The organism is Paenibacillus sp. FSL H8-0283, assembly GCF_045040675.1.
Lineage (GTDB): Bacteria > Bacillota > Bacilli > Paenibacillales > Paenibacillaceae > Paenibacillus > Paenibacillus amylolyticus.
Window position 1 is genome coordinate 1,904,466 of record NZ_CP150295.1, and the last position, 25,246, is coordinate 1,929,711.

Genomic DNA, 25,246 nt, shown 5'->3' on the forward strand with positions numbered 1-25,246 from the left:
GGTATTTGATATTCTGCCATATTACCCACTATGTCTGCCAAACTGTTCACGAATAATGACATCAGCAAGAATCAACTTTTTCTCGACATTGCTCTCTGGATTCGCAATGCGCCATAACATCTGATCCACTGCACGCGCACCGAGTAACTCCTTGTTCACATTAACTGTGGCAAGTAATGGGATATTGTCGTATAGATTATCAAATCCCGTGACAACACACTGATCGGGTACACGAATACCCATACTCTCAAGGGCTTCTATGGTGTATAGCCCATAGAAATCATTCGCACATACAAACACTTCAGGCAGGTTATCCTCACTGATCACCGAAGTGAACGTCTGGCGGAACTCATCCAATGCCTGATTACTCAGCTCGGGAATCTGATGTATTTCCATCCCATGACCCATAAGCACAGAAGTATACGCAATCCAGCGTTCATAGAAGCTATGAGCATCCCCGATATTGCCAACGAACTGGAATGTTTTGAAACCCTTACGGAGCAAATAGAGCATGATCTCTCGCATGGATGCGAAGTTATCGGTGAATATGCTGTCACTGTGAAAAACAGGGTCCAGATGATCCACCATCACAACCGGAATACTGAGACGCTTGATTTCAAGCAGAATCGGGGTCGAGATAGAGCCAACGGTAATGATCCCTCGAATGGCATCCGGGTTGAGTAGGGTAAATAGCTGGTCTGCTGAGGGTTCCGTTAAGGTCAGAATATTAATCCCTTTTTGGTTCAGCTTGGAAGAGATCCCGTTAAAGACGGGGCCCCAGTATACGGAGTCTTGATTTTGGTACCGAACATTGGGGAACAAAATCAAGATCGTTCCGCTTGAACGTGTGTTCTTTGGTTCCTGAAGTTCATGGCTGTTATACAGTTCACCAGACAACATGCTGTTATCTTTGAAATATCCAAGTTTGCCAGCGGCCTTGAGAATGACATCCCTCGTTTGATCGCTAACTCCCGATTTTCCAGACAAAGCTCGTGACACCGCGAATTTCGACAAACCCGTAAAATGTGCAATCTCCTGAATTGTTACCTTTGTCTTCATCATACCATCCTTACACTCGTAGTTCTGCCGTATTCCTTATTTGGAGCGATATCCAACTGATCCCGGGGCGTATCTTATAACTCCGAAAGGAGCAGATTTTGCCGAATTTTCGTTCCAGGCCAGGAACTTTTTCGCAGGCGTACCGGGGTACGTCAAGAGAAAGTGACGCAGCAGGGGGCGAAAAGGCGGTGAAAGATGCCCTTAAGTGAGATTTAAGACACGCCCTAGTATAACATGATGTATTTCTCTTAATCTAATAACGGACAGAGAATTCAAAATGTTAGTGATGCACAGTATTTTAGGATGAACGTTCAACGTGACGGTAAGCATATTTTCAGATAGTATGACGAAATTTGTCTGCTTAATTATTATTTTGTTATTTTATAAAAATAACAAAATAAACAAAGTTAGAATTAAGGTTTAATATGTTTGTACTCAGAGTCCAGGATTTTGAATAAGCTGTGATACAGGAATATTACAGCTTAATCAACATTTTATCAGAGAAATAAGAAAATGTTAACAACAAAAATGTTGACGCTTACATTTTGCTGTGTTAAATTTTGTTTGTCTAAAGCAAACAAAGAAATAACAAATGGTGGTGGTTTTTTATTTTCGATTGGTTGATGAATGGGGTTAACGATTTAGGGTGAACCATGATTGGTATACACATTCGGGGAGGTTGTTAAAATCATGATGAGAAGATGGAATGTTCTGCCTCTGATGTTATTGGCCGTGATGCTTTTTGTATCCGCTTGCAGTGGTGGGGGGACAGCGCAGACGGGGACCGAAGCAGAGGGAACAACGAACTCAGGTAACAGCACCGAAGTCGCTGAGACAGAGAAAGAGGGCGGAGCGGAAGAAGCTGTGGTTAATGTTCCTGATCTGGGTGGACGTGTCATCAAGGTCGCGGCCTGGTGGGACTTGAAACCGGCGGGAGAGACGGCCTCCGATAAGGCCAGACTTGATAAAATTGCAGAGGTTGAGAAGAAATACAACGTAAAACTGGAGTTTGTTAACGTACCTTTTGAAGAATACATGAACAAATTCACAACGTCTGCACTGGCTGGCGAACCGTTCGCCGACATCGTTCAGATGGAGTACAAATCCGCACTACCCGCCATCCTCAAAGGGCAATTATTGCCCATCTCCGAATTCACTACACCTGAGAATAACATCAACCAAGAGGCTAACCTGATTGCAAAATTTCCTGCCATTGCAGGCAACGAATATGCCTTCGAATCTCCAACCAGCATTGGTCTGGGACTTCACTATAACCGTGACTTGTTCAAAAAATTATCTTTGCCTGATCCTCAAGAACTGTATAACCAAGGCAAATGGGATTGGGACAAATTCATGGAACTTGCCAAACAGGCAACCAAAGATACCAATAACGACGGCAAAACTGACGTATACGGATTTTCTGGCTGGGCGCTTGATGTCGTTCGTCATTTTACCGCAGCCAATGGTGGAACGATCGTGGATGATACCAATAGCAAAGAAGGATTGTCCGATCCGAAAACGATTGAAGCTGCCGAATTCGTCAAACGCCTGTATAACGTGGAAAATGTCGTGAAGGTCAAAACCGGCGACAAAACCAATTGGGAGGAAAGCAATACGTTCAAAGATGGAGATGTAGCTCTGTTCACCGCTGCTGAATGGCAGTTGGGCGATCTCACCTTTGCTGTTGGTGTTGTGCCGATTCCGAACGGGCCACAGGGTAGCAAAGAGGTAACGTATGCAAACAACGCGGCATCGGCAAAATTCATTCCAAAAGGTGTGGAAGATCCAAAGATTGTCTACCAAATCTATGAAGAGACCTTCGACATCCCGCAGATTGAAGAGTATCCAGGTCAAGATTATCTGGAGAGTCGTTATACCGACGAGAAGGATATTGCGATCATTCGCGAGCACATCGCTGGAACCGGCCGCATCTTGCTGGATGATGCCTACACAGGATACCCTTTCGGGGATTATGTGAACGATATCATCAAAAACAATGCTTCCGTGACAGCAACAGCCGAGAAATACAAAGCACAGGCACAAGCTGCAATTGATAAACTCGGCAAACAATAACAACACTTATCACCAGCAAACGATTCAGGCAGGGGGGCTCGTGTCGGCAATGTTGCACGGAGCCCCTTTTCCTGAACCACCAAATCGGCATTGCTGGCATCAGCCTTGATGAGGAGGACTCGTAGGATGGCTGGAATTCTACAACGTAAGACATGGATATTGTCCACAGTATTCATCGTGGCGGCAGCCTGCATCATTCTATATGTAACTTCCGGCGCTGATGGAAAGAGTGCAAACATTCCACCTGGCAGTCTGCCTGCCATTGAAGTGGATGCAGTCTTGCAGCAGACCCGGCAGAAAAAGGGATACGAACAGTATCGATCCGGAACGGATCAGGCTACACAGCCGAATGTGGACATCACCATTGAAGCAGGAGATTACATAAAAGCCGAAGGTGAAGACGTCCGCAAACTGACTAATTATGAAGGAATGGATGGTGTATCTCTCCATACCGGAGAGACCGGACAAGTCGATTGGACGATTAATGTGCCGGAGACCGGGCTGTATAACCTGTCCGCAATCTATTTTCCCGTAGAAGGCAAGAGTTCGGCCATTGAGCGTGCATTGTACATTGATGGTGAACTTCCTTTTGCGGAAGCCGCCTATTTGCAGTTTGACCGGGTATGGGCGAATGAGAAAGATGTCGTTGAACAGGATAACCAAGGCAATGACCTTCGCCCGAGACAAGTGGAGCAACCACGCTGGCTGGAAGAAACGTTTCAGGACTCCGACGGGTACGAACAGACTCCATTCAAGTTTTATTTGGAAAAAGGGGAACACACGCTAACGCTAAAATCATCGCGTGAACCCATGGTGATCCGGTCCATTCGCCTTTTCAATGAGAAGACAGCTGTTCCTTACGGGGAAACTGCAGGTGCAAAACAGTCGGATTCCTCCGGGCAGCCGAAGGATGTACTTATTCGCATTGAAGGAGAAGTCGCGATTGCCAAATCTTCACCTACGTTATACCCGACCAGCGAGAGGTCAAGTTCTGCTGTATCTCCTTACAGCGCTTCCCAAGTACGCATCAATACGATTGGCGGCTTTAACTGGCGTCTGCCAGGACAATGGATTGAATGGGAAGTGGATGTGCCTGAGAGTGGACTTTATCATATCGGTTTTACCGCACAGCAGAATTTTGTCAAAGGCATCTATTCTACACGCAAACTGACCATCGATGGTGAAGTTCCGTTTGCAGAGATGGCGAAAGCACCTTTCCGTTATGAAAGTGACTATCGTATTGACGTGATGGGCGGCAAGGAAGCATACAAGTTTCACATGGAAAAAGGAAAACATGTGCTGCGGCTGGAGAACAGCCTCGGGGACTTCGCACCGCTTATCCGCAATGTGGAGGACAGTCTGTACAACTTGAACTCCATGTACCGACGTATTCTGATGATTACAGGCACCAAGCCTGATGAATTCCGTGATTACCGGGTGGAAAAACAGATTCCGAACCTGCTGGAAGTATTCAGCGGAGAAAGTAAACGTCTCAAGGACGTGGCCGCACAGCTTCGTCTTCTGTCAGGACAGTCCAGCGATCAGGAAGCACTGATTAAGACGATGGCGCTGCAACTGGACGAGATGATTGACAAGCCAGATACCATTCCAAGACGGCTTGCGGCTTATAAAACCAATACAGGCGGTCTCGGCACATGGGTGCAGCAGGCACGAGAGCAGCCCCTTGAAATCGATGCACTGTACGTCACTTCGATTGACCGCGATATTCCTGGAACAGGTATGGGGCCACTTGCCAAGCTTGGTCATGAAGCGAAGATATTCTATCATTCGTTCTTCATTGATTATAACCAGATTGGTAATGTAGCTACATCTGAAGATCAGCGTACGGTAACCGTCTGGATTGGTAGCGGACGTGATCAGGCGAATACGATGAAAGCGATGATTGACAAGACCTTCACACCAGACAGTGGTATCAATGTCAATCTGAAGCTGGTGAATATGGGAACCTTGCTACCAGCGACTTTGTCCGGTGAAGGACCGGATGTAGCGATGCAGATCGGCAATGATCTGCCGGTGAACTTTGCGATGCGGAACTCGGCTGTAGATCTGACGCAATTCAGTGATTATAGCACCGTGGAACAGGAGTTCAGGGAAAGTGCAATCGTGCCATATGCCTATGATTCAGGTGTATATGCCCTGCCGGAAACGCAGACCTTTAACATGCTATTTTATCGTAAAGACGTGCTCGAAGAACTCGGACTTGAAGTGCCTCAAAACTGGGAGGATGTTGAAGCTCTGCTCGCGATTCTGAGCAAAAATCATATGGAATTTGGTATGCCGATTGTGACCCAGGCGAATATGCAAGGTGTCAATATTCCGCCGAACTCGCAGTATGCCACAATGCTGCTTCAGAACGGCGGTGCTTTCTATCGGAACGATGACAAGGAATCGGATCTGGATTCAAGGATCGGAATTGAGACGTTCAAGCAGTGGACGGAGTTCTATACCGATTACAAGCTGGAGCGGGAATATGATTTTGCCAACCGTTTCCGTACAGGACAGATGCCTATTGGACTAACGGATTACACGATGTACAACCAGTTGTCCGTTTTTGCACCGGAGATTCGCGGACTATGGGGATTCGTTCCTGTCCCGGGAACTGTTCAGGCGGATGGAACCTTGAATCGGGACGTACCGGGTGGAGGCAGCGCAGTCATGATGCTGGAGGGTGCCAAGGATCAGGATGCGGCGTGGGAGTTCATGAAGTGGTGGACCAGTACACCGATTCAAGCTGAATTCGGGCGGGAGATGGAAGGGCTGATGGGTGCCGCTGCCCGGTATCCAACGGCCAACATCAAGGCGCTGGATTCCCTGCCGTGGCCTGCGGAGGATTACGCCAATCTCAAGGCACAATTCGAAACGGTGAAGGGCATTCCTGAAGTACCCGGTGGTTATTTTACAGGCCGCCATCTGTTCAATGCATTTTACAAAACCGTTGTTGGCCAAGTGGAAGCCAGGGAATCCATCATGGATTATACCCAATATATTCAGGACGAGATTCGAGTCAAACGTAATGAATTTGGTCTTCCGTAAGCAGAGGGAGGGTTAATCGTGCCACAAATATCACTCCGAGACGGACAAAACAGTCCTCCTGAGAAAGCGTCAAGGATGGGCATGAAATCGTGGTGGAGCTGGAAGCTCCAGGAAATGAAGGCCAGCAAACATTCCTATGTTCTGCTTGCACCTTATATGCTCCTGTTCCTCATGTTTACCGTGATTCCGGTTGTCATCTCGATCATACTCAGCTTCACCTACTTTAACATGCTGGAATTCCCGCGTTTTATTGGCTGGCAGAACTATACTCGCCTGTTTCTGGAGGATGATGTATTCCTGATTGCAATCAAGAATACGTTGTTGTTCGCCATCATTACCGGACCGATCAGTTATATTGCTTGCTTTGTCTTCGCGTGGATCATTAATGAGTTAACACCGAAATGGAGAGCGTTCATGACGCTGATCTTCTACGCGCCTTCCATTTCGGGCAATGTGTATTTTATCTGGCTGATGATCTTCTCGGGAGATCGTTATGGTATTGCCAATGGGCTGTTGATCAAATGGGGTTTTCTGCTGGAGCCAATCCAGTGGCTGAAGACGGAAGCCTACATTATGCCTATTCTCATTCTCGTGCAGCTATGGCTGAGTCTCGGAACCGGATTTCTGGCGTTTATCGCTGGTTTGCAGACGGTGGACCGGACATTGTACGAAGCGGGAGCGGTGGATGGGATCAAGAATCGCTGGCAGGAACTATGGTACATTACCCTGCCTTCGATGCGTCCACAGTTGATGTTCGGCGCAGTCATTCAGCTGACAACCTCGTTTGCCGTGGCTGATGTGTCGATCGCGCTGGCCGGGTTCCCAAGTGTGAACTATGCAGCAGAGACTGTGGTGACCCACTTGATCGACTTTGGTACTACGCGGTTTGAGATGGGGTATGCATCAGCAATTGCCACCGTGCTGTTCATGATTATGGTGGGCACCAACTTGCTGGTCCAGAAACTGCTTCGAAGGGTGGGAGAATAGCTATGGCTGCAATTGCGACAGGCAAAAAGCGGGTGAATCGCTCGCTATCGGGAAGCCTCTCCCTGTTTGCCCTTCTGCTCGTATTTGGTGCCTTCATGGTGCTACCGTTGATCTATGCGATCAACAATGCTTTCAAACCATTGGATGAGATTTTCACCTTTCCACCAACGCTGTTTGTCAAAAATCCGACGTTCAGCAACTTTACAGATCTGCTGAATCTGCTTAGTGACTCGTGGGTGCCTTTCTCACGTTATATATTCAACACGGTATTTATTACAGGCATCGGTATCGTAGGCCATGTACTGCTAGCTTCCGCAGCGGCGTACCCACTTGCCAAACACAAGTTTCCGGGCAAAGTATTCATGTTCCAAGTGGTCGTACTGTCACTGATGTTCACACCTGCGGTAACGGCAATTCCGAACTATATGATCATGTCATGGCTCGGATGGATCGACACCTACTGGGCCGTCATTATTCCGGCATTTGCCTATTCACTCGGGTTGTATCTGATGAAACAGTTCATGGAGCAGATCCCGGATGCGCTGCTGGAAGCGGCCAAGATTGATGGTGCCAGTGAATACCGGATCTTCTGGTCCATTGTCATGCCCAATGTGAAACCAGCTTGGCTGACATTGATCATACTGCTGTTCCAGATGTTATGGGGCAGTGATGGCAATGGATACATCTATAGTGAACAGCTCAAGACCCTGCATTATGCAGCAGGGCAGATTATTCAGGGCGGAATATCCCGGGCAGGAGCGGGTGCTGCGGTAGCACTGATTTTGATGAGTGTGCCGATCACGCTATTTATTTTCTCTCAGAGCCGAATCATTGAGACGATGGCGAGCTCGGGCATGAAGGATTAAGGGGGAACGATATGGCACGCACAGTGAAAAGATGGCTTGTTCTCTTGGCGGCAGTATCTCTGCTGCTGGTGAATGCCGTGCCTGCGGCGGCCTCCCCGGCGCCGTATGAGAGTTATAACTACAACTACTGGAAAGAGGCTGTTCCTTCACCAGATGCCTATCTGCCCGAGCGTACCATATCAGGCCGTGACCTCGGCATTAGTGAGTTCAAAGACCCCGGTGATGTGAACGTTTCACCCTCCGGGTTGATCTACATTTTGGATAGCGGCAACAGCCGAATTGTTGTATTGGACCCAGACTTTAAGCTGCTGCGCGTCATCGATGGATTCATGATGGATGGCAGCAAGGAGACCTTTAACCTTCCGGGCGGATTATTCGTGGATGAGCAAGAACGCATATACGTCGCCGATACAGGCAACAGTCGTGTGGTTGTCCTGGATGGAGAAGGGCCGCTGATTCAAACCATCACGAAGCCCGAGTCGGATATCCTATCGACCCAATTCCAGTTCCAGCCTTTGAAGCTGACGGTTGACCATGTAGGCCGAGTGTACGTTGTGGCGCAGGGGGTCTACGAAGGGATTATGCAGTTTGACGAGAGTGGGAAATTTATCGGATACGTCGGTACGAACAAAGTGGAGCGGGACTACGGCGAATATATCTGGCGAATGTTATCGACCAAAGCCCAGCGCGCACAGATGGTCCTGTTTGTCCCAACGGAGTTCTCCAATGCAGATATCGACCACAAAGGATTTGTGTATGCAACGAATATTGATCCCGGCTCGAATGAACCGATTAAGCGGCTTAACCCGTCTGGTGAAGATGTACTGAAACGGTTTGGTTATTACGATGTCAAAGGCGATATCCGGTTCCGCAACAATCCGGGTCCATCCAAACTGATCGATGTGAAAGTGCTGGGCGACGGCATGTACAGTGTATTGGATGCGACACAGAACCGGGTGTTCACGTACGACGATGAAGGTCATCTGCTCTACATATACGGTGGCAAAGGAAATCAGGTGGGGACGCTCAAAACACCTGTCGCCATTGAACAATCGGGTGAGCATCACTTGATTCTGGATCGGGGCAAGAACAACCTTGTTGTCTATGAGCCAACCCGTTTTGGTGCCCGTGTGAATGAGGCGGTGGCACTCCACTATCGGGGCGAGGACACGGAGGCAGTGAATTTATGGAGAGAAGTGCTTAAGCTGAATGCCAACTATGACATCGCTTATATCGGTATCGGCAAGTCCTTATTAATGGAGAAGAAAAACGAGGAAGCGCTAGGTTACTTCGAACTTGGAATGGACCGCAAGAGTTATTCTGTCGCGTTCAAGAGGCATCGGCGGGAGATGATGAAGGAACATTTTGGTACATTCCTGACCGCTGTAATCGCGCTGATTGTCATTCTGATCCTGACCCGGGTGGCGGTTAAATGGAGACGGAGGAGGCAGGTTGATCGTGAAGCAGGATTTCATTAAGTTTCCGCTGCATCTCATTTTTCACCCCATTGATGCATTCTGGGACCTCAAGTCGGATAACCGGGGACGGCTGTTTGTTGCTTTTGCAGCATTGGCGCTTACCATTGTTATGATGGTTTTGCAAAAGCAGTACGCAGGATTTCTCGTTAATTACATCGATCCTCGTACGATTAATAGCATCATCGAAATCGCCACGGTTGCAGTACCTTTCTTTCTATGGTGCATGGCCAACTGGGCGGTAACAACTTTGATGGAAGGGGAAGGCAAGTTCAAGGAAATCGTTCTGGCGACAGGTTACTCGCTCATTCCGGTTATTCTGATCTATGCCCCAATGATCGTGATCAGCCGTTTTATGGTGCAGGAGGAGACTGCTTTTTATTATCTGTTCAATAGTATCGCGTTCTTCTGGTTTGTACTGCTTCTGTTCATTGGCATGATGACGGTACACCAGTACACGGTGATTAGAACAATCATTACGATGGTGCTGACGCTCATTGTGATGGGCATTATCGTATTCCTTGGCGCGCTGGTCTTCAGCATGTTGCAACAGTTGTACGAATTCGGTTATAACATTTACCGCGAGTTGATTTTTCGGACCTAAAGGAGGCGGCATCCGTGAACAAAAGGCAACGATTATATACGGTGCTGGCTGGTGGTACAGCTGTAATCATGATTGCAGCCGGGCTGCTGTATATAAACAACAGGGGAGTTCCTGCCGTAGAAGCCGCGGCTTATCTGGATACGACAACCAAAGCCATGCCCGTCACGGAGGACCCGTTGCAGTTTCTTAGCGACTCCTCGCAGGGTGTGCCTGGTATGCAACTGGTCGCTGAAGATCAGGGACTCGCCCTGTACTATAACGAGGAGACAACGGAAATTGCAGTACGTGACGGGAAAAGTGGAGAGATCTGGTACAGCAACCCGAAAGAACGGGCTGAGGACGGTCTTGCTTCCGCGTATGAAAAAGAGGTGCTGTCCTCCCAGCTGAATGTGTCTTTCCGGGATTCGATGGGTACACTGGAGAACTTTCCGAATTTCAGTTCGAGTATTAGCAACAAACAATTCGCAGTGGGCCAGATTGACAAGGGGATTCGGGTGAATTATACCCTTGGGGATACATCACTTGGCATTGATGCGCTGCCGAAGTTGATTAGCAAACAGCGGCTGGAGGAGAAAGTGCTTTCCAAGCTAGATGCTACTGTCGCAAGGTACACATCTGCCCGATATTATCCAACCAAGAACAATCCGGATATTCTGGAACGGCTGGATGGACAGATCTCGAAGCAGCTTGTGCTGAACAAGATGCTGGGAGCCTTTGAGACGGCGGGTTACACGGCGGACGATCTGGCTTTTGACAATCAGGAGAATGGAGTTGAAGGCGGAGCTGTATCAGATAAGCCCAGCTTTGTCATTTCTGTGGAATATCGACTTGAGCAGGGGGCGCTTGTTGTGACCGTGCCTCTGAGCCAAATAGAAGAAAGTGGGCAGTACCGCATTCGGAATATTGACTTGCTCGCTTACTTTGGTGCTGCGGATACAAAGGGTGAGGGTTATATGCTCGTACCTGATGGTTCCGGCAGTCTGATCCATCTGAACAACGGAAAAACCCAAGAAGAGCAGTATGTACAGCGTGTCTATGGCCCAGATCCAAATGATAATTCGCTCAGTCGTCCTCAGGTTAGTGAATCCGCGTATATGCCTGTGTTTGGTCTGAAGAACGGGGAGAATGCCTGGTTTGCAGTCATTGAAAAAGGGGACGGTATTGCCAGTATCTCCGCGGATATTGGAGGCAGACAGAATAGCTACAACCACGTGCATGCGACCTTCTCCCTGCGGGGGGAGGATGAATTGGAAATGTACACCTCGCAGAAAATGCAGGAGATTCAGCTACTTAGCGAAGAGCCTTACCGTGGAGATATTCAGATCCGTTATCATTTCCTTCATGGAGAAGATGCCAGTTACTCGGGTATGGCCCGCCTGTATCAGCAGCAGTTGATAGAGCAGGATGTACTGAAGCCGCTCCCAGAACAGACGGAGTTGCCGTTTTATGTAGATGTGCTTGGTGCAGTGGATAAAAAGGCTTCGTTCCTGAGTGTACCCTATCGGACCACTTTAGCCATGACCACGTACGAACAGGCTACAGAAATGGCAGCAAAGTTACAGCAGGATGGTGTTGCACGTGTACAAATGCGGTATCAAGGATGGTTTGGCGGTGGCATCAGTCATCATACGCCAACCCAGGTGAAGTTGGACAGTGAAGTGGGCAGTCGTTCCGAACTGCAGGCGTTGTCCACCAAGCTGGAGCAGTCGGGTGGAGCTCTGTTCCCGGATGTGGCTTTCCAGCACATGTATCACGATGATATGCGCTTTGCTCCTTCCTCGGATGCAGCGCGGTTTGTAACAAAGGAGACAGCGGAACTGTATCCATACAATCCTGCCCTTAATCGCATGGATCAGAGTAAGGACAGCTATTATTTGCTCTCAGCGGCCAAGCTTCCTTATGTAGTGAGTGAGTTTGCTGACAAATTCAATCAACTGGGCCTTGGTGGATTATCCCTTCGTGATCTCGGGCAGGTCCTGACTTCAGATTATCGGGATAGTCGGGTGATTCATCGGGAGACGGCGAAGAACATTGTGAAGGAGCAGCTGGGCAAGCTGGAACAGTCCTATCCGAACCTGATGATATCCGCAGCAAATAGCTACGCTTGGGGAAGTGCACAACATGTTGTGAATGCACCCGCAGGGTCGAGTCGGTTCAATATTACCGATGAAGAAGTTCCTTTTTATGCGATGGTCATTCATGGATACATGAACTATGCGGCATCTCCAATGAACACGTCGGGGGATCAGGATCTCCGCAAACAGTTGCTGCGCAGTCTGGAGCTTGGGGCAGCTCCGTATTTTCAATGGACCTATGAACCATCATCCAGGCTGAAGCTGACGAATTATGATTCGGCATACGCAACGGAGTATGCATATTGGGTGGATGATGCCGTTGCCTTGTATAAGCAGGCCAATGAAGTGCTGGGAAATCTGGCGAATGAGCAGATTCTCAAGCATGAACGCATTCAGGATGGCGTTGTCCGGATCACTTATACTGGGGGTACATCCATCCTTGTGAATTACAATGCGGATGCAGTAACCGTGGATGGAACAATGGTTGGCGGGACGGACTATGTGGTGGGAGGAGTGAACCGATGAGAACCATTCGATTATCGCTGAAGTCACGGAGAGCGCTGCTTGGACTTGCATTTATTTCCCCGTGGCTACTCGGTTTCATCTTCCTCTTTGCTACGCCACTCCTGCAATCGATTCGATTCAGTCTGAGTAATCTGTCCGTTGCTCCGGGCGGGTACGTTCTGGAATACGTTGGATTTAAAAATTTCAAGGATGCGCTTCTGGTTGATGCGACGTTCAACCGGATTCTGGTCGACTCCGTTGGAGCGATGCTACTGAATGTGCCGATGATTTTGTTCTTCAGTCTGTTTACGGCGACACTGCTTAACCAGAAGTTCAGAGGCAGAACGATGGCACGTGCAATCTTCTTTTTGCCGGTTATTCTGGCTTCCAGTGCAGTCGCAGCAGCTGAGTCTGCGGGATTAATCAATCTAATGGGGGATGCAAGTGCGGTGGATGCATCAGCCGATGGCGGTGCTTCGTTCAACGTAGTATCCATTGTGCGGATGCTGGCGGATGTGGGATTGCCGATGGCCTATGTGGATTACATCGTTGAAGCCATCATGCGGATCTATCAAATTATTAGCAGCTCAGGTGTTCAGATTTTGATCTTCCTCGCTGCACTGCAATCGGTACCGGGATCGATGTATGAGGTTGCGAAGATCGAAGGGGCGACAGCTTATGAATCATTCTGGAAAATTACATTTCCCATGGTCAGTCCGTTGATCCTGACAAATGTCATCTATACGATCATTGATTCATTTGCCGGGAGTCCAGTCACACAGGCCATCTACCAAACCGCATTCAAAACCCAGAACTTTGGCTTAAGCTCGGCGATGTCCTGGCTGTACACACTGGTGATTGGTCTTGTATTGATCGTAGTGGGCTGGGTATTGTCACGGCGGGTTCACTACAACTGACGGTTAACATTAAGGGAGGCTTCAGATTATGGCTGCATCAGGGACAGATCGCATGGTGGTAGTTCCGAAGCAGAATTATCACATGCATCGGGTGCGAAACAAAACATCGGACCTTCTCTATTCCATATTCAGATATGCACTGGTCATCGGCATTTCATTTATTATTTTGTACCCGTTATTTCTCAAAGTGTCAGTTGCGTTTAAGGATAAACAGGATATCTACAATCCAACGATCTATATGATTCCCCAGCACTTTACATTGGATAATATCCGGCTAGCGGCGCAAGTGATGGATTACCTGCCTCTGCTGGCGAACACGTTATTGTTTGTTACCATCACAACGCTTCTGACAGCGATATCCTGTGCACTTGCCGGATATGGCTTCGCCCGGTTTTCGTTTCCGGGTAGTAATGTACTCTTCATCCTTGTGATTCTAACGATTCTGGTGCCGACAAGCACACTTATGGTGCCAATGTATCTGCATTTCCGCAGCTTTGACTTTATGGGCATCATCCAGTTGTTCTCTGGAAAAAATGGTATCAATCTGCTGAATACGTATTGGCCTTCCATGATCACGGCTGCTACAGCGGGAGGGCTGAAGGCGGGGCTGTTCATCTATATTTTCCGTCAGTTCTTCAAGGGCATGCCAAAGGAAATCGAGGAGGCTGCATTGATTGACGGCGCAGGTGGATTCAAAACGTTTGCTCGAATCATGCTGCCCAATGCAATCTCGCCGCTGATTACGGTCATTTTGTTCTCGTTTGTATGGCAGTATAACGATACCTTCTATTCGGCATTATTCATGAGTGAAAGTCCACTGATCTCGCTGAAAGTGGCTTCCTTACCTGCTCAGGCGAACCAGTTGATTCCGCAGCTGATGGGCTTTGGCTCGAACTCGGGCATCAAGGCCGATCCAAACTATGTGGCGATGATTGTGGATACAGGCATTTTGCTGGCTATTGCACCCCTGATTATTTTGTATCTGTTTGTGCAACGTTATTTCGTGGAGAGTATTGAACGTTCTGGTGTAGTGGGTTAACATGTTAAATCCAATTGGAGGTGTAGAGATGACAGTGCGTGAGATCAGCAGAGTTCCGGTGAATAAAGCAACGACTCCCGAAGCAAAAGAACTGATGGCGTTCCTGGTAGAGCGTTATCAAAAAGGGATGTTGTCAGGCCAGCAGGATTATAGCAATCTAAACTGGATTAATGAAAATACAGGCCGGAAACCAGCTGTGATTGGCTTTGATCTCATGGAATATTCGCCATCAAGAACAGAGCGCGGTGCGGTCTCCCAAGAGATTCGGGATGCGATAGACTGGCATAAACAAGGCGGGATCGTGACATTATGCTGGCACTGGAACGCACCGACGGATCTGATCGATGAACCGGGTAAAGAGTGGTGGCGGGGGTTCTATACGGACGCGACAACCTATGATCTTGCCTCCGCGATAGCTGATACTGAATCGGAAGCATTTCAGTTATTGATCCGGGATATCGATGCGATTGCATTTCACTTGCAAGAGTTGAAGGATGCTGGTGTGCCTGTATTATTCCGACCACTTCATGAAGCAGAAGGTGGGTGGTTCTGGTGGGGAGCGAAAGGCCCCGAACCTGCCAAACAGTTATATCGTTTGTTGTATGATCGATTGGTTCAAGAACATCAGCTGCACAACCTTATCTGGGTCTGGAACTCGGAAAAACCGGAATGGTACCCGGGTGATGATATCGTGGATATTGTCAGTGTGGATGTGTACCCTGAAGCAGGAGACCACAGCCCGCTGGCTGCACGTTACACCAACCTGCGAGAGCTTGTACAGAACGGCAAAATCATCGCACTGGCCGAGAACGGTTCCATCCCTGACCCTAAGCAGATGAAGGAACAGGATGTACACTGGAGTTGGTTCTGTACCTGGACAGGTGGATTCCTGAGAGACGGGACGCATAATGAACTAACGTTTTTGAAGGAATTGTACCATAGCAAAGAGGTCATTACGCTCGATCAGTTACCGAAGTGGAGTTGGCTATAAGAACCCCACTTCCAACTTGAATTGGAATCAGAGAAGCGTTAGTATTCGCTGTAAGAATTCATGCGAATACTAACGCTTCATTTGTTGGTAGCGCACATTTGTTAATGGAACCCATCACCCCTGAAACATTAGAAGGTGAACAACCATCTAGTTTGACGGGTGCAACATAGCTTGGATATTGGTATGTAAAGTCACGCTGGAAGTGAATAAAATGTACGATTGATTAACCGTGCGGATCAGAATCCTTTCGCTTGTGCCATTAACTGGACCGATCCGAATGGCGGATGGTTCGCTGCCACCGTACGTATCATCCAGGGTGACCGATGTGATATGTGCGATGGGAATTTCAATTTTGGAAAACTGCCACCGGATGACCAGTTGATCTTCTACTTTTTTCACGTTAACACCAAACATAGGATGACCTCCTGTTGTGATTCAAATTATTGAAGTAATCTCGTATGTCCAGTTTATCATATTTTGGATAAAATTACCTTATTAATAATAAAGAGTGATGGTTTCTATCAACTGATTTCGAAAGTCCAATTCTATCCTGTGCAAAGGAGGAGAATGTATGAACGACTGGAATGCCTATCATTATTTTGAACAAAGTCTTGGTCCTTTCAGAAATCTCTCCAGCCTGTCTGCGGATGAAGCAGAAACAGTCACCCAGAAGATTCGTCTTCAGGGACGGAACTTTGCAAGTCGGCGACCCGCAGATTACATGACAATTCGCAGAACACTTGAACAAAGGGCTTATGAGCAGTTTGTTGCCAAAGGTGGGAAGCCGGTACAATCATATCCCCATTATATGACGCTCGGTGCATGCGAGTGGCTGTTGTCCTGGTATTCAGAACCCGATCATGTAATCATTCCATGGGGTGACCTTCCAGTTGAAGTTGTGAGTTTTACCTACGGGGACTTGTTTCCAACAATGAGGTTTGACGATGCTAAACCTTATCGTAAGCAGATCTATACCAAGGATGAAATCATGGAAGTTATTCAGTTCTATGGTTGGCCTCAGGAATGGAACCGTAAAGGTGATAAGGGGCCGGAACGATATATTGAGGTACAAGTCTGGGACGAACGTATTATCCAACCTTCCACACGTGACTGAGCTCGTTATGAAGATTTTTGATTTTATTATCGATCGCAAGAAGTGATCATGCGGAGATATCAGTGTACGATATCGAGGGTGGGATATTTGAGTAAAACATACAGGATTAACCATGATACATATCGAATACAAATAGAGAAATTAGAAAACTTATACTCCAACACAAAGGGTGTGCCACATGACGAATCTATTCGAACATTGTTCAGGTCAAACATTATCTGCCAACCTGGGATGGCTGAACGAGCCAACAGATTGGTCCATTGAAGACGGCAAAGTAACGATAACCGTTTCACCAATCAGTGACTTTTTCATTGATCCGGGAGGTGAGCCGGTGAAAGCTTCAGCTCCATTTTTACATACGATAGTCAAGGGAGATTTCAGCATCACGACTCAAGTACAGGTGGATATGAAAGAACAGTATGACTCCGGCTGCCTGATGGTGAGGGTGGACGATACGAATTGGGCTAAAGTCTGCTTTGAGTATTTTGAGGAACAGCCGTCTATTCTTAGTGTTGTTACTCGTGGTAACTCGGATGATTGTGTATCAGCACCTGTAGACGTCAACAAGCCTTATTTACGTGTAGCCCGGGCAGGCAACAGCTTTGCTTTCCATTATTCTCAAGATGGAGAGAAGTGGAAGCTCGTTCGTTATTTCGGACTCGACTGCCCGGAAGAGATCAAAGTTGGCATTGTGGCCCAATCCCCGATTGGGCAAGGGACCACGGTTACTTTTACAGACGTACAGCTTCAACATGGAGTGACCGGAAGTGTTCGCCGGGTAAAATGACAGCGATCAGAAGGTTGTTCTGTCATTTATTTCACCCGAATTAACATTCCGAACAGACCGAGTATAGCAAAGGCCAGAAATGCCGTTGTATTGGAAAACACTTCGATCGTATAACCTGCCATAGATGATCCAAGGAATTGCCCAACACCCAGCGCGAGAAAGGCAAGGCTAATTCCGATGGACACATTTGGACTGAATAGTCTCGTCGCCCAAACGATAAATACACTGGTCAGGAAAATATACGTGCTGCCAAATATGATCGCAGAGATGAGACTGGCAGTCATTGAAGGCAGAAGGATAACCCCGAGCGAAATAGCCAATAAAAGTATGCCTATTCGGTAGGACCACCCAATCTCGAACCGTTCAATAATGCGACCAGCGCATCCACCGAGTATCCCCATAACCCCCATCACAATCCAGAACAACACGGCTTCCGAATCGGAGGCCCCTTTCTCGTCTGTGAGGAAGTTCCGGGCAAAGGTCCAGTAGATTGCAGAACTGAAACCTGTCAACAGACAAGCCATGAGCAGAGCAGACCCTGGTCTGGTAGGTTTCATACATGTCCAGAGAGACTTGGTACAAGGCAGTGTCTTGGTTGCCGGAATAACACGTCTGTTCCACAAAAGAACCACAACACCGATTACAGCAAACAGGATGTAGGTTAGACGCCAGTAATCCGTGAACAGCCAGTAGAGTGGACCTGATATTACAATTCCGAAGCTGGTCCCTGTGTTAATCCAGCTGTTGCCTCTTGCTTGTAGCTCGGGAGCAAGCTCGGCATTAACCGTGTTACCGAGGGCTGGAGAGGCCCAGCCTGTACTCAAACCTGCTAGAAATATACTAAATGTAAGAACCCATGCATTCTGAGCCAGGGCAATGCCGGTTAATCCGAGCACTGCGCTGATCCCTGCCAATTGAATGACATAATGATGTCCCTTGCGATTAATCAACAGTGGTGCAGTTAGAAGGGACAGACAGTAGGCAATATACGTTCCTGAGTTAATCGCGCCAGAGGCTGCATCATTTAATTGTAAGGCTTCCGAAATTTCCGGCATAAACAATCCATAACTGAATCGCCCGAATGCATAACATACAGCGATAAGTGCAATGCCTGGAAAGATAATTTTTTTCATTAAATCCACCGCCTTTTAGATAGAACGATCATTATATTTCTCATTAAATAAAAAAGTGAGTTGAAATATTAACTCACCCGGAATAGCTTTATTTGAAACTGTTCTGCGTCATATGGATCAGTTCAAGGCAGACGTCATTTACATTTTCTGTCTCAGCAAGTGCCGTGGAACCCTCCAGTAGCAGGGAGAATCGCAATAGATCTCGATCACTTGCAGAAGGCGCCAATGTTTGGATTAACGTTCTCATATGTCTTTTGTGCGCATTCACTGTCTGTACGATGATATGATCTGCATGACCTCCGAATTCTTCTTTGGCGCGTAAAAATAAGCACCCTCTTGATTCGTGTTCTTTCAACCAGGTTGCATGTCCTTCAGCCAGATTGAGGAACATAGGTTGTGCTTTATTGTCTGCATATTGCCTGAGCTGTTCTAAATAACGCTGTTCGCGTCGTAAGAGTACCTGGACAATGAGATCATCCTTGGACTCAAAATGATTATATAACGTCATGATGGCAATCCCGGCATCCGTGATAATCCGCTTCAAGCCGATGGAATGGAAGCCGTGGAGGTAGAATAATTCTTCAGCCACGTTCAAAAGCATTTCCTTTTTGCTGCTCATGATCAGTGATACTCTCCCTTCAAAATAAGATAGAACGATCATTATACTTGTAGGCTATAATATATCTTTTACATTGTCAAATGTTGTGACTCCTCTTGTCTTTGGTTAGTTCAAAGCCTGGGCAGGGCGTTATATGAACAACGTCGTTGCACATTAACCGGACATATGAGAGCACAACATGACAGGTTTTTGGGTGGTTTATCCGTTATATTAGACATCAAGGAGTGATTATTACATGAACTGGATCAACGCATTACAGGTCGCTATTCAATATATGGAAGACCACTTACTCGAAAATATGACGATGGAGCAGATTGCAGCGCAGGCCCATATCTCTCCTTTTCATTTTCAGCGTACCTTTGCCTTATTAACAGATGTTACTGTAGGCGAATACATAAGACGAAGACGATTGACACTGGCGGCACATGAGCTGCTTCAAAGTGATCACAAAATCATTGATCTGGCATTTAAATACGGTTACGACACACCGGAATCTTTCTCCAAAGCATTTCGTAGACAACATGGGATCGCACCCAGTGAGGCTCGTAAGAATAGTAACGCTGTCCAATCGTATAATCGTCTGGTGATTCAAGTGAGTCTAAAAGGAGCAGAGCCGATGAAATATAAAATTGTTGAACATCCTGAATTTACGTTGGTCGGAGTAGAGCAAACTTTCTCATATGCAGATGGAGAACATCTGCAAGGTATCGGGAAGATGTGGCAGGAAGCGTGGGCAAGCGGTACAGAGGATCGTTTGTTTGAACTGAACAATGGGAATATTCCAGGGTTACTTGGCGTCGTTGTGGATCAGAGCGAAATTCAGGAGAAACAGATGCAATACTGGATTGCTACGGCTTACGATGGTGAAGTACCGGAAGGATTATCAAGCTTCACCATGCCTGCTTCCAAATGGAGTGTATTTGAAGTAGAAGGCCCGATGCCGGAGAGTATGCAGCTTCTGTGGAAACGGATTATTTCGGAATGGTTTCCATCCAACCCTTATGAGCACGCATATATGCCGGAGCTGGAAGTATACCCGGGCCCCCATCAACCGCCACAAATCTGGATACCGATTAAATAAATTTTAACCGTTTCAAACTCGATCATTGTCGCCCATAAACATTCGGATAACCGAAGCTGTTTATGGGTTATTCGGTTGTGATTAATTAGAGTTCGAAGTTGTACAGAGGATGTTCAAGCGTTGTTCATTTTATTGCAGCCAGGTAAACATGATATATTGGAACGAAGGTTAACAGCAATAAGAGGACAACGAGGTAAACCGCAGGAGGCAGATATGTTATATGAGAACCCATTCATTCAGACGATCATCAAACACGAGCAATTAATGCATGACCTGCGGAGAGTTCGTAGTCTCCATTTGCCTCAAAGTTACATAGGTGCAGGATATATTCGTAATTATTGAATAATAAGTGATTTGCGGAATAACGGGTACAAGAAGGAGTGTCTACGGATTTGATAAAAAAGTTCTTACACAAAAATGGACTGATCATTGATCTTGTCCTGTTGGCATGTTTTGTGGCATTTCTGGCCTTTTGGGGCCAAAGATTCCCAGTCATGTTTTTCGGAATGATCACGGTTGTTTTTATCGTACTAAGACGGATTGACTATCAGAAGCATGTTATTCTGAAACGGATTATTCTTACCGGATTTGGCGTTGCTGCCGTATCTTTTGTCATTATTGAAGCACTTGTATTCACACAGCTTGGTGCGAATGATCCGGAAGAAGCGGACTATGTCATTATTCTGGGTTCCGGCATCCGTGGAACGGAATTGTCATTGACCCTGAAACAAAGGTTAGATGCCAGTCTGGACTACATTCGCAGTCACCCTCAGACACCCGTCATTGTATCGGGTGGGCAGGGACCTGGGGAATCGATTCCCGAAGCGCTCGCCATGAAAAACTATCTGATTGAACAGGGGATTAACCCTGCCCAAGTGATTATGGAAGATCGCTCCACAAGTACACAGGAGAATTTGGCCTTTTCCAAAAAAATCATTCTTGAATCCGGGTTAGAGCACCCTGAGATCATGATTGTCACCAGTGACTATCATATGTTCCGTTCCAAATACATCGCTGCCAAGAACGGTTATGCAGCAGAATACGGCATATCGGCTCCGTCACCGGGTTATCTGAAACCCGTCAATATGATCCGTGAATATTTTGCTACGATCAAAACATTTATCTAATGCACATGACAGAGAAACGGAAACAGGACGAAGCGGAGATCTATGATCTATGCTTCGTCCTGTTTCCATATAAGGATGGCTATTGCTCTTTAACGATAGGTTATTTTTCTGAAGGAGCAGGTACAGTTACTGAAACCTTATCCCCAGGAAGAGCTACCATTTCAGGAGATTCACCGGTAAAAGGAACAGTGGCTGATTCTACAACTTTAGCCTCAGAAGGTTCAGTAGTAGATGGAACAGTAGTAGAAGGTACAGTAGTAGAAGGTACAGTAACAGACGGAACTGGCACAGCTTCGGAAACTTCATCCTCAGGGAGAGCCACGATCTCAGGAGTTTCGGAAGTAGAAGGAGCAGTTACAGCTTCGGAAATTCCAACCTTGTTGGGAGAAGCTGCGATTTCAGAAGATCCACCCGTAGAAGGAACAGTCACAGCTTCAGAAGCCTCAGCCTCCACTTTAACTGTGTGGTTTGATGCCCATACGGCGGTGGACGTACTTACACCTGTAATAAGCAGGAGGGCTCCCATACTTAACATCCAATGTTTCTTTTTCAGTTTCTTTACATTAAACATAATCATCAATCTCCTTTTTAATTGTTTGCCTTCACCCGATAGGGACGAACAAAATTGAGCAGGCATTTTCTTGGTTCCCGCCATCACATTTAAAATTGTCTCACCATATCGTCTTCGTTCTTCGTGGGACATCTCTTTCACCACATCTTCATCACAAGCCAACTCGCTCCAGGTATGAATGTCCCGGCGAATGATATGAATCAGGGGATTGAACCAGTGCAGGGCACTAACCCCCAAGGTCAAAGCTTTGACCCACAGATCTTTATGTTTTAGATGTACCAACTCATGATGAATTACCATGCTGATGTCCATTTTCACCGTATTTTCGGGTGGCAGATATATCGTTGGTTTAAACAAGCCAACCAGTATAGGGCTTCGTACTAGCGTGCTGTGAGCAAGCGTGATATTACGTTTGAGACCCAAAGCCTCTTTGATTAATGGTAGCTGTACAGCTGCTTCACTATGACAGAGGACTGGGGTACGTGTACGAGATAATTCATTCAGAAATCTCCGATAACAGTACACCTGCCATGCAGAAAAACCAATGACTCCAATGCCCCAGACGCATAACAAGAACCAGGCTGTGGTTACCGAAATGGTTTGTTCCGGGATAAACGTTCCTGCAAGTACACCCGAAGCTGCTGCATTCTCCGTACCCGGTATAGTTGATGTCGTTTGGAATGCAATATCCAAAAGCCATGAAATTCCAAGAGATACCGGGAACAGATAAAACAAGATAGCCAGTTTACCGAGTCTGTAGAGCCACTTGGTCGGAAAAACAGATACGGGTATAAGTCGTAGTGCCAAAATACAAACAGAAACGATACTTCCCGCCACGGTCAGGCTGCACAGAATCTCAAAAAAGATATTCATAATCTGCACCTACTTTTCCGAAAGCCATTTTTTCAGTTCTGAAATGTCATTGTCTGAAAGCTTGTCACCGTCATACATGGCCGAAACCAAATTTTTAACTGAACCTTGATACAGTCCATCAAGAACGTGCTGCGTTTCCTGTAGTTTGTAATCTTCGGGCTTTAGAAGAGGCTCATAATCATTGGTCCGTCCACGTCTCGTAACGGTAAGAGCGCCTTTATCCACCAACCGTGACAGAAAGGTAGACATGGTCTGCGCTTTCCACGCTTTCCCCTTCTCAGCAAATATGTCTAATAGTTCTGTGGAGGTGACCGGTGGGGCGCATGACCATATAACAACCATTAACTCCATTTCTGTTTCGGATAATTTTTGAATCTGGTTCACAGTGAACACTCCTTAACATCGTTATGCGTCCATAACGATCATATTACTACACTACGTAGTACGTATAAACTACTACAACTTGTAGTGGATAGTCAAGTTATCCTGATAGATGATTGCCAAACCATGTTATAATATAGGTCATTAATAGAAGAACGATGTAGGAGTGAATGATCATTACAGCATATCAATTACCTGCTCTCTATGAGCAGAAGCGAGTTTCAATGCAAGCGATGGAAGAGATTGTACGCCTGTTGGCGCAGGCACCGCTATTATATGATGATGGACAGGGCATCCAGGTTCAGGATTACATGGGAGGCTTGGAGGTCCAACTTGAGCATGTGGTACTCCGTGCAGTGACCGAGTTGTACGAACTAGCTGTTCAGGCCTGCCGGGTCTTCGCCGATCCATTGGCGTACGAGCAACTTCAGGATGCGCTTGGGTTACAGGCTGAGTTATGGCAGGAGGAAGTGCTTACTCTTGCAAAGTGGATGGACTGGCTGAAGCAGATCAGCGAAGGAAAGAGAACACTGCCAGAGTACAACTTCACAGCGATGCTTGGGAACTTGCCGGACGGATTCATGATCCATGATTTTTATGATGAACTCCGATATCAACTGGAACAAAACCCTGCAAACGCATGGGCTATCGAAGAGCGGGATCGCTTGTACGTAGCTCTGGGTGCGAAATAAATCAAACCAACGGGTCACCGGCGGTGTTAATCTAATATCTGCATTTTGCATGCATAGAAACATTCCAATCTATATCTTGCGAGTTCTTTACCCAGTATGGGAAATGAGGGGATACCGTGAAGAAGGTTGTATTAGCTGGTGGAACGGGATTTGTCGGACAGGATTTTGCCCAAAGATTCAGAAAGCTGGGGTACGAGGTGTTAATTATCTCGCGTCAGCCCGGTCATATTGCCTGGGAGGATCGTGCAGGAATTATAGGGGCACTGGAAGAAGCAGAAATGTTGATTAACCTGGCAGGTAAATCGGTGAACTGCCGTTATACGGATGAGAATCGCAAAGCCATTCTGGAATCCAGAACCCGGACAACGCATATTCTCGGGGAAGCCGTCCTGGCTTGTAATCATCCTCCCGAACTATGGATTAATTCGAGTACAGCGACCATATACAGACATGCTGAAGATCGTCCCATGACGGAAAAAGAGGGCGAGATTGGCTCCGGATTCTCGGTCGACGTTGCCAAGGCATGGGAACAGGCTTTCTTTGAATTCAGCCTGCCGTCTACGCGTCAGATTGCACTGCGGATCGCGATTGTGCTGGGTGAGGGTGGCGTTATGGTGCCCATGACGAACCTCGTCCGTTTTGGACTGGGAGGATCTCAAGGCGCAGGAACACAGCAGTTCAGCTGGATTCATATCGAGGATCTGTTCCGTATGGTGATCTATCTGCAGGAGCATCCACACTTGAATGGTGTGTTTAATGCGTCCTCTCCGCATCCGGTGACGAATCGGGAGCTAATGTCGCGTCTGAGAGAACAGATGGGTGTGCGGATTGGACTACCTTCTCCTCGCTGGATGCTTGAACTGGGCGCACGTTTTATTCAGACCGAGACGGAACTGGTTCTCAAAAGCCGTTGGGTGATTCCCGAGCGAATGGAGAGGGAAGGCTTCACGTTCACATACGGTACACTAGATGCCGCTCTTGCCGAGATTTTGAATGAGAAGAAATGACACTTCATACAAAAGAAAACACAACAGGAAGGGCAGAGGCATCTGCCCTTTTGTTATATATGTTCAACTAAACATTTACACGATAACGGAGAGGACAGAAATAACTTGAAGAAGCGAAGCGTTCGCCTAAAAGCTTTCTGAAAGAAAGCTGCATCGGAAGCATATGCTTATCCCCGGATTTTCCCTTTTTAAGAAGGGAATCAAAAAAATCTGGGGA

At 47.1% G+C, this 25,246-nt stretch carries 23 protein-coding genes; 17 read left to right on the forward strand and 6 right to left on the reverse strand.

Annotated features, from left to right (window positions below; all coding sequences use genetic code 11):
* Window positions 1-21 precede the first annotated feature (21 nt).
* Window positions 22-1,062, reverse strand: a complete 1,041-nt coding sequence (locus MHI52_RS08750) for a LacI family DNA-binding transcriptional regulator (protein WP_235193769.1) — start codon at window positions 1,060-1,062, stop codon at window positions 22-24.
* 690 nt (window positions 1,063-1,752) lie between these two features.
* Between MHI52_RS08750 and MHI52_RS08755 the strand changes: the two genes are divergently transcribed.
* The 10 genes from MHI52_RS08755 (at window position 1,753) to MHI52_RS08800 (ending at window position 15,644) form a co-directional block, all read left to right on the forward strand.
* Entirely contained in the window at window positions 1,753-3,132 is a 1,380-nt protein-coding gene (locus MHI52_RS08755; RefSeq protein WP_282322203.1) for an ABC transporter substrate-binding protein, read from the forward strand.
* 126 nt (window positions 3,133-3,258) lie between these two features.
* Window positions 3,259-6,186, forward strand: a complete 2,928-nt coding sequence (locus MHI52_RS08760; RefSeq protein WP_405158877.1) for an extracellular solute-binding protein — start codon at window positions 3,259-3,261, stop codon at window positions 6,184-6,186.
* Window positions 6,187-6,261: 75 nt separating this feature from the next.
* Window positions 6,262-7,173, forward strand: coding sequence for a carbohydrate ABC transporter permease (locus tag MHI52_RS08765; RefSeq protein ID WP_047842211.1), 912 nt, complete (start codon window positions 6,262-6,264; stop codon window positions 7,171-7,173).
* A gap of 2 nt (window positions 7,174-7,175) precedes the next feature.
* Complete coding sequence (locus MHI52_RS08770) at window positions 7,176-8,039, forward strand: carbohydrate ABC transporter permease (protein WP_017689719.1); 864 nt, start codon at window positions 7,176-7,178, stop codon at window positions 8,037-8,039.
* An 11-nt stretch (window positions 8,040-8,050) separates the two neighbouring features.
* A complete protein-coding gene (locus MHI52_RS08775; protein ID WP_405158878.1) occupies window positions 8,051-9,517 on the forward strand; it encodes a gluconolactonase in 1,467 nt (488 codons plus the stop codon).
* Window positions 9,498-10,118 carry a YIP1 family protein gene (locus MHI52_RS08780; RefSeq protein WP_074094245.1) on the forward strand — a complete coding sequence of 207 codons (621 nt, stop codon included), beginning with the start codon at window positions 9,498-9,500 and terminating at the stop codon, window positions 10,116-10,118. The genes MHI52_RS08775 and MHI52_RS08780 overlap by 20 nt, the downstream gene beginning before the upstream one ends.
* A gap of 14 nt (window positions 10,119-10,132) precedes the next feature.
* Window positions 10,133-12,718 carry a DUF5696 domain-containing protein gene (locus tag MHI52_RS08785; protein WP_405158879.1) on the forward strand — a complete coding sequence of 862 codons (2,586 nt, stop codon included), beginning with the start codon at window positions 10,133-10,135 and terminating at the stop codon, window positions 12,716-12,718.
* Complete coding sequence (locus tag MHI52_RS08790) at window positions 12,715-13,614, forward strand: carbohydrate ABC transporter permease (protein ID WP_405158880.1); 900 nt, start codon at window positions 12,715-12,717, stop codon at window positions 13,612-13,614. Before MHI52_RS08785 ends, MHI52_RS08790 begins: the two co-directional genes overlap by 4 nt.
* Window positions 13,615-13,642: 28 nt before the next feature.
* Entirely contained in the window at window positions 13,643-14,653 is a 1,011-nt protein-coding gene (locus MHI52_RS08795) for a carbohydrate ABC transporter permease (protein WP_081745928.1), read from the forward strand.
* 28 nt (window positions 14,654-14,681) lie between these two features.
* On the forward strand, window positions 14,682-15,644 hold the full coding sequence (locus MHI52_RS08800; RefSeq protein ID WP_405158881.1) for a glycosyl hydrolase: 963 nt from the start codon (window positions 14,682-14,684) through the stop codon (window positions 15,642-15,644).
* Window positions 15,645-15,791: 147 nt separating this feature from the next.
* Here the strand turns inward: MHI52_RS08800 and MHI52_RS08805 are convergent, their stop codons facing one another.
* Window positions 15,792-16,058, reverse strand: a complete 267-nt coding sequence (locus MHI52_RS08805) for a hypothetical protein (protein ID WP_127544537.1) — start codon at window positions 16,056-16,058, stop codon at window positions 15,792-15,794.
* Between the two features lie 157 nt (window positions 16,059-16,215).
* Here MHI52_RS08805 and MHI52_RS08810 point away from each other — a divergent pair, with 157 nt between their 5' ends.
* Window positions 16,216-16,758 carry a hypothetical protein gene (locus MHI52_RS08810; protein ID WP_127544534.1) on the forward strand — a complete coding sequence of 181 codons (543 nt, stop codon included), beginning with the start codon at window positions 16,216-16,218 and terminating at the stop codon, window positions 16,756-16,758.
* 178 nt (window positions 16,759-16,936) lie between these two features.
* The gene (locus tag MHI52_RS08815) at window positions 16,937-17,545 is read left to right on the forward strand and encodes a DUF1349 domain-containing protein (RefSeq protein WP_127544531.1); all 609 of its coding nucleotides are present in this window, start codon (window positions 16,937-16,939) and stop codon (window positions 17,543-17,545) included.
* 26 nt (window positions 17,546-17,571) lie between these two features.
* On the opposite strand, the gene MHI52_RS08820 is transcribed toward MHI52_RS08815, so the two are convergent.
* The gene (locus MHI52_RS08820) at window positions 17,572-18,678 is read right to left on the reverse strand and encodes an MFS transporter (RefSeq protein ID WP_101313291.1); all 1,107 of its coding nucleotides are present in this window, start codon (window positions 18,676-18,678) and stop codon (window positions 17,572-17,574) included.
* 88 nt (window positions 18,679-18,766) lie between these two features.
* Window positions 18,767-19,297 carry a TetR/AcrR family transcriptional regulator gene (locus MHI52_RS08825; RefSeq protein WP_405158882.1) on the reverse strand — a complete coding sequence of 177 codons (531 nt, stop codon included), beginning with the start codon at window positions 19,295-19,297 and terminating at the stop codon, window positions 18,767-18,769.
* 235 nt (window positions 19,298-19,532) lie between these two features.
* Here MHI52_RS08825 and MHI52_RS08830 point away from each other — a divergent pair, with 235 nt between their 5' ends.
* The 3 genes from MHI52_RS08830 to MHI52_RS08840 all read left to right on the forward strand — a co-directional run bounded on the left by MHI52_RS08830 (window position 19,533) and on the right by MHI52_RS08840 (window position 21,505).
* A complete protein-coding gene (locus tag MHI52_RS08830; RefSeq protein WP_405158883.1) occupies window positions 19,533-20,378 on the forward strand; it encodes an effector binding domain-containing protein in 846 nt (281 codons plus the stop codon).
* Between the two features lie 120 nt (window positions 20,379-20,498).
* Complete coding sequence (locus MHI52_RS08835) at window positions 20,499-20,720, forward strand: hypothetical protein (protein ID WP_340983032.1); 222 nt, start codon at window positions 20,499-20,501, stop codon at window positions 20,718-20,720.
* Window positions 20,721-20,770: 50 nt separating this feature from the next.
* Window positions 20,771-21,505, forward strand: coding sequence for a YdcF family protein (locus MHI52_RS08840; RefSeq protein ID WP_405158884.1), 735 nt, complete (start codon window positions 20,771-20,773; stop codon window positions 21,503-21,505).
* Between the two features lie 100 nt (window positions 21,506-21,605).
* Here the strand turns inward: MHI52_RS08840 and MHI52_RS08845 are convergent, their stop codons facing one another.
* Together MHI52_RS08845 and MHI52_RS08850 are read right to left on the reverse strand one after the other, a co-directional pair.
* Entirely contained in the window at window positions 21,606-22,949 is a 1,344-nt protein-coding gene (locus MHI52_RS08845) for a M56 family metallopeptidase (protein ID WP_405158885.1), read from the reverse strand.
* 9 nt (window positions 22,950-22,958) lie between these two features.
* On the reverse strand, window positions 22,959-23,333 hold the full coding sequence (locus tag MHI52_RS08850; RefSeq protein WP_340903135.1) for a BlaI/MecI/CopY family transcriptional regulator: 375 nt from the start codon (window positions 23,331-23,333) through the stop codon (window positions 22,959-22,961).
* Window positions 23,334-23,500: 167 nt separating this feature from the next.
* On the opposite strand from MHI52_RS08850, the gene MHI52_RS08855 reads away from it, so the two are divergent.
* Window positions 23,501-24,022 (forward strand): hypothetical protein, encoded by a 522-nt coding sequence (locus tag MHI52_RS08855; protein ID WP_340983029.1) that lies wholly within the window; start codon window positions 23,501-23,503, stop codon window positions 24,020-24,022.
* Between the two features lie 116 nt (window positions 24,023-24,138).
* Entirely contained in the window at window positions 24,139-25,029 is an 891-nt protein-coding gene (locus MHI52_RS08860; protein ID WP_340983028.1) for a TIGR01777 family oxidoreductase, read from the forward strand.
* Window positions 25,030-25,246: the final 217 nt, after the last annotated feature.